This is a genomic window from Paenibacillus sp. Y5S-9, from assembly GCF_036894235.1.
GTDB lineage: Bacteria > Bacillota > Bacilli > Paenibacillales > Paenibacillaceae > Paenibacillus.
On the sequence record NZ_CP145887.1, the window covers coordinates 5,178,343 to 5,197,697 of the forward strand.

Consider the following 19,355-nt stretch of genomic DNA (forward strand, 5'->3'; position numbering starts at 1 on the left):
CCTATTTTGTTTTGAAGCGAGATGATTCCTCGGCAAGTTGTTTGGTCAGTCCATCGATTCTCTGCACCATATCTGTCAAATGTTCTGTCATGCCGGACTGTTCCTGCATTGTTGCTGTGACTTCCTCAACAGAAGCCGACACCTCTTCACCGGAAGCAGACAAGTTCTGTGCAGCCCCAATGACATCATCCTTATCACGTTCAATGGATTCGATCTCAGTAGCAATAGCCTGAACTTGGCTCATCATCTCATTCATATTCTCGGTGACAAAATTGAATGTCTCCTTCGTCTGGCTAACGCTGCTCTTATGCTGTTCCGCAATCGCTTCAATAGCCTGAACACTCCTGTTATTCTGCTCCACATGATCAATGGTCTGCATCACGATTCGGTTGATATCCTCCGATTGAGATGTTGTCTGCTCTGCCAGCTTGCGAATCTCGGAAGCAACAACGGCAAAGCCGCGCCCTTGCTCACCTGCTCTTGCGGCCTCAATCGAAGCATTCAACGCAAGTAATTTCGTCTGATTTGCAATTTCGGCAATCGTGCCCGTGATCTGGTGAATGCCAGAGGAGCTTTCAGCGAGTTGGACTGTAATTTTGGAGATGTTGCCAACTTCAATCTCGTTCTGCCCGTTCACCGCAATGAGTGCATCAATAACTTCATGATTATTTTTGAATGCATCCGTAATTTCATCTGCCTTGAACTTCACTGCCTGCGACATCCCATTCACGTTTGCAATCTTGTTACCAACATTCATGAATTTATCCACAATGGCTTCCGTATCGTTCGCCTGGGACTCCATGGCTCGTGAAATCTCAAATGCTGTTGTCGTTGTTTCGGCAATCGTGGTTGAAGTTTGCTGAGTGGACTGTTCCAGCTCGGATGTGCTTGTTTTCAGGATGCCGATGGAATGGTTCATGCTGGAGATCAGCTGTTTATTTCCTGCTGCCATGGTATTGAAGCTGTCCACCAATTGTTTGAATTCTCCGCTATATTTACCTTGAGCCTGTACCGTCAGATCGCCGCCCGCAAGCTGTCTGAACAACACAGTTAGTCTTGTAATTGGTCTGGTTACCAGCAAAGAGATCAGGATACCCGCTACGACGGAAACCGCAATAGCACTAAACAAAACAATGTACATCTGTTTTGCCATCGCACGCAAAGGCTTCTGCACATCGCTCATTTTATCTTCAACAACGACGGTCCAGTCGGATCTTGGGATTTTAGAGTAATACGCCACTTTCTCGTCTGTACTAACCTCCCCTTGCTGCAGTTCAGCGCTAGGTGCAAGATCTATCAATGATTGGTATTCACCGGACTCCATCTTCTGGCCTGCCAATTTCTCATCCGCTGAATCGTAGATGACCGTACCTACACGGTCCAGAATAATCACTTTTCCCTCATCATTAATATTGATATTTTGTAGCTGATTAACGAAGAACGAGGTGGACGCCGCAGATACGAGCACCCCCTGTACTTCTTCATTCTCATTGTAGATTGGCATGGCAAAAGCCGTACCGAGTTGTCCTGAGGACTTGGCTACAATCCCTTCACTAATCACGTTTTTACCCTGAATTGCTTCTTGAAAATATGCCCGATCTCCGCGTTCCGCCTTAATAACTGCCGGATCATTCGCTGCAATAATAATGCCATTCCGATCCAACAAAATCAGACTGTTGTTACCTTCCATACCTGCCAGACTGTCCGCGAGAATACCACTTGCCTTATCCAGCAGTTCATTGTTTTCCGAGAAAAAGTTCTCACCTTCCTGCCCATCCGTATTCCGAATCTCTAGCAGATCCCGGAAGGTCCGATGTGTTGTAATCAGAAAGGTGGACTGTTCTTCCAAACTTAGTGAAGCATACAAACCTGCCCCCACCCGGTCCGAGGTTGCCTTAATTTCATCTTTGCTTTTGTCGAGTGTAATAACTGCCGCTACGCTGTAACACACTACCGCAGTTACCGCCAGTACGATACACACCAGCAGACTGATCATAAGTGGTAATTTGACTCTGAACGACATGTTGCGCATGCGTTCTCTTGCCTTGCTAAATACCATGATTACATTCACCATCCATTTTCATTTTCGTTATTATGAAATCCATATTCTATGTATCTACTTTATATCGGTCGATATCAAATAATCTGTAAGCTGTTTCCCCAGTTATTCTAGGTCAAAGGCCACTGCAAACGATTGGAAAATGAAGACTTTGGGTTAATACAAAATATGACATCAACATCGTATAATATATGAAATACATATCGCGCAGGAAGAGGGAAAACGCATTGAATCCGAAAATGCCTACTTTATTAAATGTTATCCGTGCCCTGTTAGGGGTACAATCCATTTTCATTGGGATTTCCATGACATTCCTTATTGCAGATCTATTCCGTAATAGTGCGGATTACTCCGCGTTTCCGCTATCTGATCAGATCGCCTATTTTACAAGTATCGGGCTCCGAGTGCTCTTGGTTCTGGTTCCCCCAATTCTGACTATCGTATTTATCTCCAAACGAAGTTATAAGCTAACAATTACATTTATGAGCCTGGCCTTATTTTTTGGCGTTGTTTTCTTTCAGAATTTTCTCGTCTTGCTGCACATCTTTATGTTGCTTACGCTGCTGCTCCACAAGCCCAGCAAGGTGTATCTGAAGCAGGAAAACTCTCGGGAAGAATACAACCAGAAGAATCTGCGGTTATAGATTCGAAGAGAATAGGAGAAGTGATATGGTAAAAACAGCATTACCTACGCTATTAAATGTCGTGCGCATTTTATTGAGTGTAAAACTGATCTACGTGATTGTGTCCTTTATCGTGTTCCTCATTGACTTCAACCAGAATATGGAGGCCTATCTGGGTTTCTTACGCAAAGGAGATGATCTGGCTTACGCCTCTGGCGTAATCTTAGCCAGAATGTTGTTTATCATCGGTCCCAGCCTGCTTGCTGTTATATTCATCACCAAAAGAAAGTTCAAGCTCACCGTGACGTTTCTGAGTCTGGCGTTATTCGTTGCCATTCCGAATGAGAGTAACCTGTTTAGCCTGATTCATCTCTTCGCCCTGCTTATCGTGCTCTTGCATCGTCCAAGCAAGATGTATCTGAAACGAAAGGATACCCCTGTCAATGAAGCCGTAGTTGAACCGAAGGATTAATTCGAAAAGGGGATCACATGACATTGAAGTCCAGAAAAAACGGATGAGCGTACAAGATATAATGTCATAATAAAAAAACAAGGACGTTCCTAAGTAATACAGGAAGGTCCTTGTTTAATGTGAATTAATATACAAAGTGAAGGTGAGATTTACAATTACAGTGCAGCTTGATAAATTTGTACTACATCTTCACGCTGCAAGTTTTTGAAGAATCCGAACGGACCGAATCGCATCGCTTTATCAGCCATCACATCAATCTGGCTGTCGTCGATGTCATAGTCCGCCAGACGGCTAGGGGCACCAATTGAAGTCCAGAATGTACGCAGCGCTTGAATGCCTTCTTCAGCAACTTGTTTGTCCGACTTTCCAGCAGGGTTGATATCAAATACATTAACAGCCATACGTTTGAATCGATCTACATCCACATCCAGATTATGTTTCATCCAGTGTGGGAAAAGGATCGCAAGGCCTCCCCCATGGGGAATGTCATACACAGCCGACACAGCATGTTCAATATTGTGAGAAGCCCAATCTCCGGCAAGACCCATATTCAGGACATCGTTAAGCGCCATTGTTCCACAGTAGAGAATGGTTTCGCGCAGTTCATAGTTTTCTGGATCTTTAATCAGACGAGGGGCCGTATCAATAACGGTACGAAGAATCGTCTCACAGAATCCAAGCTGAACCGGTGTATTGGTATCCAGATGGAAATAATGTTCAAACACATGAGACATCATGTCCACCATGCCGTATACCGTCTGATCCAGTGGTACGGTGTATGTGTACTCCGGATCAAGAATGGAGAACGCTGGGAAAGAATACTCGCTGAACCATGCCCATTTTTCCTGCGTATCCTGATTGGTTATTACTGAACCGTTGTTCATCTCGGAGCCTGTCGCTGCCATGGTCAGAATTGTACCCAGCGGAAGTCCACCTTCCGGGGTTGCTTCGCGCACAACAACATCCCACATGTCTCCATCGTATTTGGCTCCTACTGCGATGGCTTTAGCGCAGTCAAGTACACTGCCGCCGCCAACCGCAAGAACCAGATCAATGTTATGTGTTCTACATAGCTCTACACCCTTATGAACCGTAGACAGACGGGGGTTCGGTTCTACTCCAGCGAGTTCCGTAACCTCTGCTCCGATTTCGTTCAACTGGCTGATTACCTGATCGTATAGCCCGCTACGTTTGATGCTTCCACCACCATATACAAGCAAAATACGTTTTCCGTATTTTGGAACTTCGGTTTGTAGTGCTTGAAGTTGCCCTTTGCCAAAAATCAGCCGGGTCGGATTATAAAACTGAAAAGATCTCATTACGTATGTTCCTCCAAAAAAGTCTGAAATTTTGTGCATCCACCATTATAATTCTCTTTATTCGTAAAAACAAATACAGGCAAGAAGGAGATAACAGATGAGTATGGAGTCTTTCACATTACAGCGATTAATAAAACAAACCATTAATCAATTTGTATCCTCGGATATTCACATTCAAAGTATCAAAAGTAACCCTATCGGTGCGGGATCTCAAGCCGTTGCATTGCTTCGACATCATATTGAATTCCTTATAAATGGAGTGAAAAAGAATATTTCTTACGTAACAAAGAAGGCTACGTTCATTGAACGCTCTGCCTTGTCCAGATTATTTTTACAGGGCGCCAATGTACCCTATAGTTTATCAACTGAACCTCATACTCAAGATCGAAGCTTGATCTGCATTCAGGATGTGGACTACCAAACCGATTATAGTCATCTGGATATGGATCTGCTTCAGCATAAAGAATTACGAGCACTGGCTTACATACACGGAACGAATGTGGGATTGAAAAAAGAACTACCCTGGATATCTAATGTGGATCGATCTCATATCATCGAAATGATAGAAAACCGTTGGAGACCTTCGTGGAAAAACGCTATACAAAGTCCATCATTCTTAGAGGAATTCGGATCGCCGCTCATTTTGGAAATTGAAGCTGTAGCAAGAAACATCGTAGATGATCTTGAAAATCTCATTAAGGACGAACATACACATACGTTGATTCATAATGATCTGAATCCTGGCAACGTATTAGTACACAACAATGAAGATGTATATTTTATCGATTGGGAGGAAGCGAGGTATGGCTCCCTGTTCTTTGATATCCCTCTGCGCTGTACACAGCTGAAACAAGTTGAGATCTATCAGGAGGCGCTAAGCTCTCATGGATATGATATTCCACAACATCAATTCGAAAAGTACTTCTCCCTGGCATCCCGATATCTAGGTATCCGTTATATGAGTTGGAACCTTGGGGTTTGGGAACAGTACCCACATGCAAAAGACGACTTAAAAAAGTATATGAACATGGTGACTCAACCTTTGTTCTCCTGAACAAAAAAAGCTCCTGCCAGCAAAGTGGCAGGAGCTTACATCACGGGGATTCAACATAAACATCACATGCTTCCGTGACATACATGGTCTACATCCCCTCAGATATTAAGAATTCGGTACTTAGGTTCTAACCCAGATCGGCAATCCGCTGTCCAATACGTGGAAACAGCCCAAAGGCATTCTCGTAGAATACCTTATCATGATGCTGTTCCGGTACAAGTCGGCGGACAAATTCGGCATACAGATCGATGGGCGCAAGCGGCCAGTCGGTGCCAAACAGCATTTTCTCGTAATGATCCGAATAGACCAAAGCCCGGCGGAAATGATCCATGAACAAAGGCTCGTTCATGAACCGTTCAAAATGCGGCCGATCCCCCACCACAAGACCAGACAAATCCGCATACACGTTAGGATTCTTCGCTACCACTTCAGCTGCATCCATCACCCAGGGATCACCCAGATGACAGATCATGAAGTTCACACCACGCTGCTGCAAGGCTAATTCATCCACCGTCAGTGGATGCGAGTACTTGAGCAATCCATTCATGGAGTACGTGTCACCCGTATGAATCACGACAGGCAGGTTGTACTTGGCTGCGAGTTCATAGACCGGGGTATAGATTTTGTCATACACATAGTGATGATAGTATCCGGCATAGAGTTTGATTCCGGCTACTTCAGGGGATCGCAGTCTTGCTTCAATCCGGTCAAGCTCGTCCTGAGCGTGTTTACCATCTAGCGCATTAGGATTGATTCCCACGCATTCCATGAGGAATGAGGGAACCTTCTCTTCCAGATTAAGTCCCATCGGATTAGGGGAACTGGAATCCGGGAATGCTCCCTTCGTCTGCTCCGTAACCCCCATTCCGATACCCAGAATGACGTCGTTTTTATCAAACTCCGCTTTAAGACCAGCGGCAGAGTAATCCACTTTGGACAGATCAATCGCTGTTCGGTGAAAGCTGTCGATGTCCGACAGATGAATGTGAATATCAATGATCGGCATGTGAAGCCTCCTTTTCCTCGGTAGAAGTTGCAAAATTCATTTTGAGAAGGTCACGCACATCCGGTGAACTCAGTGGGATTGGCCCCAGGACAAGATATGTCGGCTCCGTCCAGACTGTTTCCCCGTGCTTGATTGTCAGATGATGATTCACGTTCAAACCCGTCACCTGATTATTGGCAAAAGCCCATGCACTCTGATTCAGGTAACGATGGACCGCATGCAGCATGTTTTCACGTGAAACCGATCCGACTCGCAAAAGGTCTTCAAGTGGCAGGCCCACATCCACCTTGCCTAGCGGGAATCGATCTTGACCCGGTTGCTCGATCCAACCTTCCGCAAAGACAGATGAAGGCTGGAGGAAACGTTCCTCCGCAAGCGAGTAATTCGTCAGCGTCAGACCGCTTTCGTTTGTCACTTCAAGCAGCGTACAGAGCACAGGAACACCGGGTAGCATTACATAATGCTGGTGGATCGTGATTCCCCGATTAGCTTCATGCTTCTCAATTCGGGTGGTCAGTTTTACGCCTTTCCAGACGTTGCCGTATTGGTCCTTGTGCTCTGTCCAGGAAGCGGCTCTTTGTTCCAACTGGCGGCTGAAACCATTCATGCCCGGAACCCCCACACCCAGACCGCCGTACCACGGATTCCACCACGAGCGTGGAGCGGGTTCAGGGTATGAGCTGTCCAGCCATTCGTCTCCTGCATATTTCAGGGAGTGTACTACACTCCCGAATTCAGGAGCAACGGCGATTGACAATACTCCATTATCTACGGTGTACACAGGTCCAGATGAACCTTCTTCAATGACTTGCTTAACCTCTGTTCCGCTCTGCGGGAACCAAAGGGCAGTTCGCTCCTGAATCCGATCTTCGCCCCGATATAGCCCACGAACTTTCCAACCACTCACGTGCTGGTGGCGGTCCGCTTCGTCTGGTGAAAATGTCAGCTTGGCGGAGTTTAGATTCTGCTCCGGATTGAATTCCTTCTCATTTGCCATAACCTCCGGTTCGCCACCCTGCTGTACATACAACTCCAACTTGCCCGCAAGCGGAACCAGTTTGTGTTCAGACAACGTTGCTTGTAGCACGTCCGGGGCAAATGGATTCCCCTCACTCAGTGTCAGATCCAGATGACTGTCCAGCAACGGAATGACCGGGTTACGCTGCTTCCGCGCAAACGCACGGAAATCCTGCCACTTCGCAAACGTGTTCAAAGCATATACAGTTTCTTTCGTCCGCACTACGGCTCCTGCGGGAATACGACCAAGCTCATGCTGAAATCCTAGCGTGTATTCCGGGCGAAGCAGCTTCAGAGAAGGGTCCCAATAGATACCGCTGGCACCATGCGCCTCCTTACAGAACAACCAATTCTCCGTGATTTGAGAGCTGTTCCAATGGCTCGGATCGCCAGCGTAAGAATCCCCCATATCCACAAAACGATCTTGGTACGGGAGGATTAACCGGTTTCCGTAGAAACCGAAGTTGTTCATTAGGAACAGGTCTTCTTCCCAAGCGGTATCTCGTGTATTTTCAACCTCATGGTGGAATTCGGCGACTCCATTCGCAGACAACTTAACGACAGACTTGATCTGTAATCCAGGGAAATCCTCCGAGTCATACAGTGCTTCAAGAACCTGACGCTCCCCTTCGGGATAGATATTCACTTCTTTTGCTTGTTTCTTGGATAACTCTTCGGCAAACGGCTTACCCAGCTTCGGATAAGTCCACCAGAAGGAATGAATGGAGCCAGGGTATTCAATCCACATCATATTATCTTGCTTGCTCATATGAATGGAGAATGCGCCATTAACAGCCACCCATTGATCCTCAATCTGCCCACCATATTTCCCTTCGATTCCCTTCATCAGTACAGAAAGTTTGCTTGTGAAAGAGATCGCCGGGTTCCCCGCTGGGACTGCCGTCACTTCTACTTCTTGGGAATAGAGACCATACGAACGCAAGGTGAAAGGTACTGGCACAGACACTTTGCCTTTGGCAGGCACCGTAAAGCGCACCGCACGCTCCGCCCATTCAAGGAATTCATCCTCAGGCAGCTCCAAGCTGAACTCCGTTTCTGCATCCACATTATTTTCAACGTTCAGAACCAACTCCGACGGGATACCTGGGTAGAGCTCCTTCACAGGCAAGACGGTCTTGATCTTGGCCGGGAATTTCGGGGCGATACCCAACCTGAACTCCGCTTTCTTACCGCCGATCAACCAAGTGCTGGCGACAACGGGATGGGTCTTATTGTTATTCTGTTCCTCTGTAATCGGATCAAGGTGAAACTCACCTTCCACGATAATGGTTTCTCCCGGAGCAACTGCCTGTGCAACGTCCAGCGCAAATCGAATGTTTTTGTTATCCTCACCCTTGATCTCGACTGCCAGTTCGGACTTAGAAGTGTTCTTAATGCGATAGCGAACGTTATAGCTGGAACCGAATACCAGATCATGATCATCAACCTCTGTTGAGATTTCGTAATCCGGTGTTTCGAGGGCAGTCAGCCCGCGACCCGACTTTTCAAATTCAGCCCGCAGGGAGACATCTCCCTTTTTCCACGTGTAGTCAAAGAAATCAAAACCACGCTCCCGTCGGCCATCCGGCTCGATGACGAGTTCACGCGTACTGTCTGCATACCAATCTAACTCCTCAAAATAAGGAGCAAGTGCTTCGGTCTGCAAAATGGTAGGGATGAAATTCATCAGATGCACATTGTCATCTTTTTTCTCCCAGAAGAATCCACATTTCTTGTACATCGGTACAGCCTTTGTGTTGCCTGCCCATGTGAACAGATCCAGGCGGGGCCATCCGGCCTCCACGGTCTTGCGCACAGCATTAAGGATCAGGTTACGTCCAACCTTATAACCGTGATAGTCGGGGCGTACGTTAAGCAACGGTACATATAGCGCTCTCTCGTCATAGCGGTAATGAGCAAAACTGCAGAAGCCAACAACCTCTTGCTCATGAACGGCTAGAAACGCATAAAGATTGGACGAACTCTCCATCTCCCGGCGAACCGTTTCCTCTGTTCTAAGGTTGGTGCCACCTCCCCAGCTTTCATTACTACGGTTCCACATATCCGCGACTGCGGCAGCGTAAGAGGGATTGTATTCAATAATATGGATTTGTTCGATAATCGAAGATACGGTCATGTTCTGATCTCCTTCTCTTTATGTACAGGATGGTGAAGAAGCTAGTGATAGTCTTATCATACTATAATTGGAAGCATTTTCAGAGAATAATATATCATTGCTTCAGTACGAAGTTCTGTACTAGTTGTTCACGAATCCATATCAACCTTATGTACGGGTAAACATATTGCTGAAGCACGTACTGAAAAGGCCTTTCATGTGAACTTTGACAAGCTCTATTCGCTATTGTTACTCTTTGTATAGGAGTGTTTCTTTTATATAAAAAAAGATAGATTCATGGAGGGAAAGCATGACAGAATGGATCACGCAATTTATACTCTTCTTTAAAGATTTGTCATACGCAGGTCTGGTTATTGCCTTGTCGTTTGAATTCGTACCTGCTGAACTTGTGCTGCCCATGGCGGGATATTGGGTGTATCTTGGGGATATGAAGCTGTGGCTGGCTATTCTGGCTGGTACCATAGGCGGAACGTTTGGACCTCTGACGTTGTATGCCCTGGGACGATACGGCGGCAGACCGATGGTCGAAAAATTCGGCAAGTATTTCTTGATTCGCCCCCACCATCTGGACGCTTCCGATAAGTTCTTCGAGAAATATGGCAGCGGGGTAGCTTTCATTGGACGTTTTGTACCCGGCATTCGGACCGTGATCTCGATCCCTTGTGGTATGGCGAAAATGAATGTGTTTAAGTTCAGTCTCTTTACTTTCTTGGCCATGCTTCCGATCACCTCATTATACATCTACTTAGGCTTCAAATTAGGCTCTCAATGGGAGCATGTGGATGAAATTGTTAAGCCTTATATCGTTCCGGCAGCGGTGGTTTTCTTAGGTGCTTTTGGATTGTACGTGCTGTTGAAACGTTGGAAAAGAAGAACGGCTTTGAACAAGTCATAGGTTTGCCTAAGGAAATGCGGACTGTATAGTAGAGTGGCTGGTATATGATAAAAAAATCCTTACTCTACATGGCCTGTGGTTATGATTTGTTAAGATACTAGTGATAGATGATATACCGTACTAATCTACTCGTATATTTATATGCAAAGCCCCACCGATCATGGCGATCAGTGGGGCTTTATCGTTTCAATTGATTTCTAAATCAGTTCCTGTCTTCTTTTCAAATACACATACAACACTACGCCAGATGCCGCACAGATCACAGCACATAAACCGATGAATCCATATCCCGCCTGAAGTCCACGCAACAGCCCCATCTGAGTCGTTGGACCGTACATATTCTTCACACCTTCAATCACACACCCAATCACATAGTTACCGATGACACTACCAACCCCCATCAGGGTAACCGTGAACGTAATCGCGGTGTCACTGCCGTTCGGATACCTGCGTGCGATAAACGCCATCACAGTAGGATAGATCATCGCAATACCTGCCCCCGATACAGCAAAGAAGAACGCAAGTCCCTCCCCGCCTCCAATCACCAGAAACGTACACACCGCTGAGAAAGCTGAGAATAGAATCAGCGACAACACGAATCCGATTCGGTCCGTCAGTGGACCAAGCAGCAGGCGTCCCAGCGAGAAACTGAGGAAGAACGCAGACAGTAGCCCAGATGCTTTGACCGTGTCCCACGTATAGGCTTTCTCCAGAAAGTTAACAAGCCAACCTCCAACCGCCAGTTCCGATACCACGCCAAAAGAAAGAATGAGCACCATCAGCCAGATGGCTGGATCACGTGTTAACGTCTTGAGTGACGTCCGATCTTCATGAGGAAGATCATCCCCCGGGAATTTGCTGCGCAGCGTCGCAATGATCGGCAGCAGACAGAGTGACAACATGACCAGATACATGCCGCGCCAGTCCAGCTCGTGTCCAAATACGCGCAAAGACATAACACCTGTCGCCAGCAAAGGCGCTACCGTTGAACTCAGCCCATAGAAGAAATGGGACAGGTTCATCATCGTACCTGTGTTTTTCACAAAGATCCGCGCACCCAGAATTGCCAAAGCAATCTCCAGCATGCCGTTACCGATGTACATGAAGAAGTATGATGAAGCAAAGAGTGGATAGGTATGAGACACATAAATGAACACACCCGAGAGGATCATCGAGGCAAACGATATGATGCTAACCGCCTTGATGCCCCATTTGCGAACCAGAATAGCCGTGAAGGAGCAGGCGATCAGGTACCCCAGTGCGTTCAGGGATAATAAAGTCCCGAGCTGTTTCTCATCCAGATTGAAGTCGAATTGAATGCGCGGAATGGCCGGGCCCTTAATATTTTCCGATATGCCAAATACGATAAATCCTAGAAAGATCGTTGCCAGCTGCATGGCGTACAGCTTGTTGAACTTTCGTTTGTTGCCTTGTGTACCTGCTTGCTCATTCAAAATAAGTTCCTCCATTGCGTCTATATAAGTTGAAACAAGGGTCATTAACTTGGACACTCCGATGACAGAATAACCTTCCAATCACTGTTATCCCCAGATTTTTTTAAATTTCCTTCCCAAAGGGAAAATCCGGGGATAAAGGCGACCGCTTCGCTTTTTCAGGTTTTTTCTGCCCTCTCCGTTACTTGTTATAATGAAATTGTTCACTTATATAAAAGCGTTATTACAACTCAATTGATCTGATGAGAGATCATCCTTCTGATCGACGTTCAGTTCCTTTACCACTGCTTCTCAACCACCTGAATACGGTAGGTCAAGCTCTCCAGCGTCACCGCGACTAGCCCCGTGACATATTCGCGCCGAGTGTCTCTTTGGATGATCAACTCCGGCATATGCTCCTGTGGAATCATTCGATCCAGACAACCTTGCGTCAGGCAATCCCGCATAGCCGGGTCCATCGTATCGCCTGTAACCACAATCGTAGCCGGGTTAATAATCGCGATGATGGATACAAGCGTCTGTACCACCAGTTCCTGCAACCCTTCCGTCGTTTTCAACATGCGCAGTTGCTCTTCTCGTGACACGCCAAAAGGTAAAAAAGACACCTCACCTCCAAATTGCGTGTTCCCGGTCAGGGGACGACCATCAATGATAAAGCCTGCACCCGGAAAATGATTCTCGGGAAACGTCACCACTGCAAAGTTCTTCTCTTCCTCAAATTGTTGCTGGTTATACAGTCCGTAGACGGTCAGGTTCATGTCGTTGCCAATGATCACTTCTACATCTTCATATTGCTCCTTAAGCCTTGGCCCAAGTGGCTGATACATCAGCTCCGGTACGTCGCAAATCCCAATAACACCGTTGTGTGCCACACCAGGTATGCCGATACCAATCGCCTGCACATTGTGGTGTTTTTTGATCAGATTCGCAATCAGATCCTCTACCACCGTTACATTGATCTCATCCAAAAAGAGTGTCTGTTCATCCGCCATCTCTCCGTTCAGATTGGCATATGTATGTGTGATCGAGTGAATGCCGCCCTCTGTTCGAATAATCAGGCACAGTACGCTTGCGTAGTCCGCATTGAATTGATACCGACTTGCAGGTCTTCCCCCACTCGATTCATCCGGGCCCAGATCGATAATCTCACCCGTTTGGAGTAATTCGTTCAGGATCGTGCCACATGTTGCTACGCTGAGTTTGGTCAGGTTCGCAATGGAAGCTTTCGTGCCCACTCCCATGGATCGAAGCGTATTCTTCACCAATTCAACGTTAATGCGCTTCACTTGCTGAGTGTTGTGTGATGTGGGTAACATGGTTAGTTGTATGCCTCCTTTCGTTCATTTCGAACCATTCAATGAATGTTTTTAAAAGTATTTTAATAATTGAAGTGTAGGGGGATTTGTGGTGAAAGTCAATGCTAAATTGGGAGCGAAAAACGTTTGGATGGAAAGACAAAAAGACAGTTCAAGATCATCTTGTGTAATCCTGCACTGTCCTTTAGTTAAGGTGACTTTATGTAGACTGACTCATTTGATTTGCCAAGATGCTCTTCTCCAGTCGTACTTTAAATAGCTTTCTATTCAAATCCTGTTCCATGGAATGAAGGTGATATGCAGCCTGTGTCACCGTATCCATGTCTAGCATACCTGCCTGCATTACGATGATGTCCATGGCGTCCAGGATGAGTTTGTTGCATGTGACCAGTTGGTTGACGAAATCGTCTTCCTGTTGGACGAGTTGCGCGTACTGCAAAGCTTGGTCTTCGCCGTTGGTACTTGTCATGTTAATCTCTCCTTTGTTAAGGAGAGATTAACACATCTATAGAGTGGATGTGGTACGTGAAAGCGGATCAAATCCATAATATACCATATATATCATAATTCAAAAGATGGTACATACCTGCCTAAATCAAGTTGAAACTTAAATTTCATCAATTAAGATTTCATCTCCAGTAATTATTAGAGTTTGCACTCAATATTTTATTTCTTTCCAAAATCATATTGTATTCATCTAAATTTTTCATGCAACCATTTATTAATTCTTCAAACTTCTTGTCTGAATAAACAATAAATTGCGGTATTGGAGGATTTTTGTGATAGCCTTCTCTTACAATATGTGAATATCTGTCTCCTAACAATTTTAAGATTAAACCACTCGGAATATTAGTTTTTTCAACCAATTCAAAGGAAAACTCCACTTTTTCAGAAGTTACCAAAAAATCTGTGATTTCTATAATAACTCCATCCAACGGGGCTACTTCATCGTTATAATATAGACCTATTACTAGTAAATCTTTTAAAGCATTATTCTCTTTGGCTCTAAAAAGCCTCTTAATAGCCGCCTTGCTCAATTCTGTCTTCAAAAAGGTGTGTTTATAAGACCCACCTAAAAGTTCATGCCATATTCTACCAAAACGCGGATGTTGGTTATTTGCGTGAAAGACAAAAAACGGACCTTCGGGTTTTTTTTGTATTTTTTTTTGAAATTGAGGCCTCTCCTCATCTTTTCTTGTATTTATTTTATTGATAATTGTTTCCACCAGTTGAACAGGGCTGTAATTTCTAGCTTCTAAATATCCAAATCTATCTGTTATCCCCTCAATTCTTGTCAGGTCTAAGCACACCGGCAATATATATTCGCCACCATCATTTTGTCGCTGTATAGCACTATTTCGCTCCAGATTACACCATGATTTCTTTATGTACATTTCCGAGATACACATCACACAAAAAGCCGCACCTTTACCAAACAAATAATCGAGGTACTGGTGTAGGTCTTTCCCCCATAAAGTAGCTTCTTCAAATTTATCATAGAACACTTTAATACCTCTTGATTCCAATTCCTTTGCAATAATTTCAACGTAGCCCCTATCTTCTCCAGCAAAGGATAGTGCAACATCATATTCATATTGCGCAATATCTGTTTCATTATCCAAAGCTTGTTCCTCCTTATAAACATTCATTTTAGCTACGGAAACTACGTTCCCATTGATCTTTCCACCATTAATAACTATTCCATTATTATAAATAGAAGTCATTTATTTCTCCTTTTAAATTGAACTTTTTTGAAGAACATTTTTTGCTTGATTTATAATTTTGTTTGTTTGACTTCCTACTGACACTACATCTCCGTGAATCTCTCCACCATTTATCGTGATTCCTTGATTGACGATCGATTCTTTACGTTGAACAAATTCAGAAATGTCCACTCCCTGTTCTTCTAAATAATCAATAACACTATCTGTAAAACAACGTTCAATTTGTTTTCTATACATATCTAAATCCGACTTTTGAAAGAAATTCTGTAACCTATCGCTTGCCGCCATTTCTCTTATGCTTTCTGAAGCCCCATAATCAAACTTTTGATTCTCATCTACTTGCTTGATTAAAGCCTTCTTATCTTTAACTCCAGCAAAGAATGCCATTCCACTTTTATAAGCACGAATAGGAGATAGAGGTAAGAGTACAATAGCTGGTAATATTGAAGAAAAACCCATTTTCAAAATACTTCCTAATTTAATTGGAGAATTAAGTTCATCAATCAAATAGAACTCAGATTTCAGTGGTGGTAACGCATAATAGTTTGCCTCTACGAATAAATGTTTATCGTTTTTACTCACTCTAAAAAAAGAAGAAAAAATAACATTTCCTTGCCATCCAACAACTTGTACTGTTTGAAAATATCGTACATTCTCCTCTTGCTTTTCTTTGTACTCATTAAGTAATGAATCCGGCACAACCGAAATTGGAGTAAGGTGTACGTCTGGAAGGAAACGAATGTCCCCCCGTACTTCACTTCCCTTAACATAAAGCATATCTTTAACAGTTAATTTTGGAATTTGTAAGGATTTCATATTTCCATCAACATATTCGTACAAATCACATAAAGAAATAATATCTTCTTGAGTCTGTGCTTCTCCTTTTTTCTCAATACTACATACAAATGACCAACCATCAACACGAATTCCCGAGCCTACAAATGGATTGTAGCCACTGTAATATACAACATTGCCATCCTGTAGTTTTTCCAACTCATTAATTCGCTTTTCATACTGCAATTCTATTAGTGATTTATTGGAATCTGAATTTTGTATTTTTTTTAAATCTTTCGTAACAATTTGGTAACCTATGTACAAATTAGACCATCTTAGAAGGATTGCCATTAACCAAGGGTATGTAAACAAAGATAATACAAACTGAAATATTCCAAATAAAACACCAAAAGAATTAAGTGAAGAAATTAGTGACCAAATCAACAGGACAGATAACGCAGCTTCAACGATAAAATCTCGTATCTGTCCTTTTAAACAATGCCTAGCAACGAGAGGAACATCAACACCATATGAGGGAGCAACGAATCGTACGCTACTATCGATAATTTGTTTGAATACTTTAGTGCGGAATCTCGGACTAATTTCTGCTGCTGCACAAAGATACCTTGTAATATCATATCTCAACTGGTTCATCCATATCTTTCCTTTCAAATGAAGCTTGATTTCACTGCTAAAAAAATTAGAATTATCAAATTCTACCTTGATTTATTAATCTTATAATGGTTAAGTTTTTTGCTTTTATCATAAGCGTTCTCAATATATCGGTTAGGATTCTTAAGGAAGGCCTCTTCATCTACCAATGAAAGGTATGACCCCTGAAGTGAATCTACTGTTTTACACATTTCACAGAAATACTCTTTCGGCTCCTGATTTAAACGATTGTTAATGATAATGTTGTACAGATAACTGTTATTTGTTTGTGTTGAAGTATGTCCATCCTGATTAGTTATAGACGTCCTTAACCACTCATATCCTCCGTTGTATTTCATAACAATTCCCAGAACACCATTGGTACCAGAAGTTTTATCTCCTCGCTTAATTTGCTTTAGTGAATATTCGATTTCCCAGTCAATCCAATTGCTCTTTCTTATATTTGGAGAAATAACAACAATAGTTACTGAAGTCGAGTAGATCATATCCTTTAACTTTTCTTTAATATATTCGGTAGTTCGATCCGACATATCTGGAGATTCACTTGTTTCTCCTTGATAATATCTTGCATCATCTTTTAAAGCCCCCACAATACGATCTCTAAGTTCTTTAGCCTCAGAATATTTATACGAGATAAATGTTTTATATGCCACGTTTTTTCCCCTTTGTTGAATATTACGATATTCCAGTTTAGTTTAAATATTAGATTAGAAACCCAAAGTTTGCAGAATTTCATCTGCTAAAGATCTGTAATCTAAACTTGTTAATAATTTGTGATTCTGTTCCTTAGTTAACGTATTAATAGATTTACCACCACTTTCAATCATTTCTTGTGCTAATTCTGAAGAACGTCCTCCCACAGATCCAATAATAAAGGCTGGAATGCCTTTATGTGTAGCCAGTTCCAACTCCTCATCAATGCCTGGCTTTATATCAACATGTTGCTTTCCTCCAAGCAAAACTATACCAGCTACTTCTTCGTCTGAGATCATCGCCTTGCGCATAGAGGTCAAACTCTCTGCTCGGTTATCTTTAATATTATCTGTTGCATATATAGTTGCCTTGTTAGTCAATTCGTTTATCGTTGCTTGAGTAACAAAGTATTTTGAAATATACATATGAACAGCATTTATGTAATCATCTGGACGTTGTCTTCTAGCTAAATCAAGAATCAAATGTTGAAAAGTTGGGTGACTTCCAAAAATAACAATTCCTCCTTTATCCAATACTGCTTTTGAAAAAGAGAAAACAGCATCTGTCAATTGTTGCTGAAACTCTGGTTCATAATCTGGGAAAGCACCAGATATAATTATTCCTTTTTTCGGAGTCTTATTTTTATCAGAAGATAAATATTTTTGAAGTGAGGTTACATATTCATCCACTGAATCTATACAAATAGGTTGTGTGGGAGGAACTGTACTCAAAGATGCACTTGGACCTAACAAAAGCCCTGAATCAAAGTGATAACCCAAATCCGGATGAAGTAGGAAACCAAGATCCGAAATTAATGGTTCGAAACTGTTTCTATCCTCATCTTTAGGATTTCTCCCGAAAAGTTGAAAAACATGACTCAAGGGGCGTTGATAATAATTTAATCCTTTAATAACTCTAGGAATTTCAACACGATAAATCATATTTTTTTTGTTGATAGGGATCAAATTTATTTGTTTAGAACTTGCAAGTTGTTGAATTCTATTAAAATGATCAATAACAGTCATAGCATTCGTTCTGCTTAATTGGAACGCCTTGTGAATTATATCGTCAATTAAATTCAATGATTCTAAATCGTTTATTTCTGAATTTTCAATTTTATAGTGAGGGCTCCCCCCAGGAATCACTTTAAGCTCCACTCTATTCTCAGCAGCACCTACTTTAACCCAAATTATAGGGAGATTTAACCCCAGAGCAATTTGAAGTTCTTTTTCTACCCAAATTGATTCACCACATAGAGGCGTATCAATAAATATAACAGCATCACTTTTATACAGACTCTTCTCTATCTCCTCTTGTGCATTTTGTCCCACTTTTATACTAATTAAATCCCTAAAAGTCTCTACTTCATTGACACGTTTTCTAAATTCATTGTAGAATTCCGCGGCAATTTCTTCACCATCTGCCCGACGATGACTTATAAATAGATCCATTCGCTCGACTGACATTGTTGGCTGAACTTTTGACATAATCAACCGAGTTAGAGAAAAAGCTACTGTATCTCTATTCTTTTCTGTTAGCCTTCTTTGTCGAAGTTGATCAACAACATCAAAACTCTGAATATGTCCAATCATATCGGCAGGACTGCGTGTTTGTTGATACAAGGATACTGGAATAATAGTACAATTCGTTTCTAATGCTTGCCTTAAAACGTACAAGACATTCTGTGAATAATCTTCAGTTTGTTTATTGAAAATAATAAGTACTTCATCAGATTGAATTGAAACTGAATGTAGATGCATCGCAGTTTTGAGACCTCTGACATCTGTGTGCTCCTCTAATTCAGTGCGTAGCACGTGGTAAAATGATTCAGCGACAGTATCGTTGCCAATTGTAAGATTAGGATGTATTAGAATAACACTCATACTACTGTTCACTCCATTCCCTAGATTAATGTTGTAGATATGTTTTTTGGTATTAAATCATTCATAAACTCCTAGAAATTCATCTCGTTTTCTATTAATTTCATTGAGTTCCAATTCACTTTCATATTTTTTTGTTTTTTCCATATGTTAAATCATATATAGAAGCTAACTCTTAATACAAAAATTCATTCATAACCTACATAGAAAAAGCAATAAATTCATTGAATAAGACCTATTGATCATCAAATAAGAAAGCT

Annotated in this window: 15 protein-coding genes; 4 read left to right on the forward strand and 11 right to left on the reverse strand. The window is 42.7% G+C overall.

What is annotated here, in order from left to right; all coding sequences use genetic code 11:
* Window position 1 precedes the first annotated feature (1 nt).
* Entirely contained in the window at window positions 2-2,059 is a 2,058-nt protein-coding gene (locus tag V6669_RS22785) for a methyl-accepting chemotaxis protein (protein WP_338588207.1), read from the reverse strand.
* Between the two features lie 227 nt (window positions 2,060-2,286).
* On the opposite strand from V6669_RS22785, the gene V6669_RS22790 reads away from it, so the two are divergent.
* Both V6669_RS22790 and V6669_RS22795 read left to right on the forward strand, forming a co-directional pair.
* Window positions 2,287-2,703: a hypothetical protein gene (locus V6669_RS22790; RefSeq protein WP_338588208.1), complete on the forward strand. Its 417-nt coding sequence runs from the start codon at window positions 2,287-2,289 to the stop codon at window positions 2,701-2,703.
* A gap of 25 nt (window positions 2,704-2,728) precedes the next feature.
* Complete coding sequence (locus tag V6669_RS22795; protein WP_338588209.1) at window positions 2,729-3,154, forward strand: hypothetical protein; 426 nt, start codon at window positions 2,729-2,731, stop codon at window positions 3,152-3,154.
* A gap of 155 nt (window positions 3,155-3,309) precedes the next feature.
* On the opposite strand, the gene V6669_RS22800 is transcribed toward V6669_RS22795, so the two are convergent.
* Window positions 3,310-4,473: an iron-containing alcohol dehydrogenase gene (locus V6669_RS22800; protein ID WP_338588210.1), complete on the reverse strand. Its 1,164-nt coding sequence runs from the start codon at window positions 4,471-4,473 to the stop codon at window positions 3,310-3,312.
* A 97-nt stretch (window positions 4,474-4,570) separates the two neighbouring features.
* Between V6669_RS22800 and V6669_RS22805 the strand changes: the two genes are divergently transcribed.
* Window positions 4,571-5,527: an aminoglycoside phosphotransferase family protein gene (locus tag V6669_RS22805; RefSeq protein WP_338588211.1), complete on the forward strand. Its 957-nt coding sequence runs from the start codon at window positions 4,571-4,573 to the stop codon at window positions 5,525-5,527.
* 127 nt (window positions 5,528-5,654) lie between these two features.
* On the opposite strand, the gene V6669_RS22810 is transcribed toward V6669_RS22805, so the two are convergent.
* Window positions 5,655-6,533: a TatD family hydrolase gene (locus tag V6669_RS22810; protein ID WP_338588212.1), complete on the reverse strand. Its 879-nt coding sequence runs from the start codon at window positions 6,531-6,533 to the stop codon at window positions 5,655-5,657.
* Window positions 6,520-9,687: a GNAT family N-acetyltransferase gene (locus V6669_RS22815; protein WP_338588213.1), complete on the reverse strand. Its 3,168-nt coding sequence runs from the start codon at window positions 9,685-9,687 to the stop codon at window positions 6,520-6,522. Before V6669_RS22815 ends, V6669_RS22810 begins: the two co-directional genes overlap by 14 nt.
* 289 nt (window positions 9,688-9,976) lie before the next feature.
* Here V6669_RS22815 and V6669_RS22820 point away from each other — a divergent pair, with 289 nt between their 5' ends.
* A complete protein-coding gene (locus tag V6669_RS22820) occupies window positions 9,977-10,582 on the forward strand; it encodes a DedA family protein (RefSeq protein ID WP_338588214.1) in 606 nt (201 codons plus the stop codon).
* A 197-nt stretch (window positions 10,583-10,779) separates the two neighbouring features.
* Here V6669_RS22820 and V6669_RS22825 read toward each other — a convergent pair whose 3' ends face one another.
* From V6669_RS22825 to V6669_RS22855, 7 genes are all read right to left on the reverse strand, one after another.
* The gene (locus V6669_RS22825) at window positions 10,780-11,979 is read right to left on the reverse strand and encodes an MFS transporter (RefSeq protein ID WP_338595017.1); all 1,200 of its coding nucleotides are present in this window, start codon (window positions 11,977-11,979) and stop codon (window positions 10,780-10,782) included.
* Between the two features lie 335 nt (window positions 11,980-12,314).
* Window positions 12,315-13,352: an ROK family protein gene (locus V6669_RS22830; protein ID WP_338588215.1), complete on the reverse strand. Its 1,038-nt coding sequence runs from the start codon at window positions 13,350-13,352 to the stop codon at window positions 12,315-12,317.
* 199 nt (window positions 13,353-13,551) lie between these two features.
* Window positions 13,552-13,821, reverse strand: a complete 270-nt coding sequence (locus V6669_RS22835) for a hypothetical protein (protein WP_338588216.1) — start codon at window positions 13,819-13,821, stop codon at window positions 13,552-13,554.
* A gap of 160 nt (window positions 13,822-13,981) precedes the next feature.
* The gene (locus V6669_RS22840) at window positions 13,982-15,076 is read right to left on the reverse strand and encodes a TIR domain-containing protein (protein WP_338588217.1); all 1,095 of its coding nucleotides are present in this window, start codon (window positions 15,074-15,076) and stop codon (window positions 13,982-13,984) included.
* A gap of 12 nt (window positions 15,077-15,088) precedes the next feature.
* Complete coding sequence (locus tag V6669_RS22845; RefSeq protein WP_253439823.1) at window positions 15,089-16,504, reverse strand: hypothetical protein; 1,416 nt, start codon at window positions 16,502-16,504, stop codon at window positions 15,089-15,091.
* A 62-nt stretch (window positions 16,505-16,566) separates the two neighbouring features.
* Entirely contained in the window at window positions 16,567-17,175 is a 609-nt protein-coding gene (locus V6669_RS22850) for a TIR domain-containing protein (RefSeq protein WP_338588219.1), read from the reverse strand.
* A gap of 54 nt (window positions 17,176-17,229) precedes the next feature.
* Window positions 17,230-19,098, reverse strand: coding sequence for a TIR domain-containing protein (locus tag V6669_RS22855; protein ID WP_338588220.1), 1,869 nt, complete (start codon window positions 19,096-19,098; stop codon window positions 17,230-17,232).
* Between the last annotated feature and the right edge of the window lie 257 nt (window positions 19,099-19,355).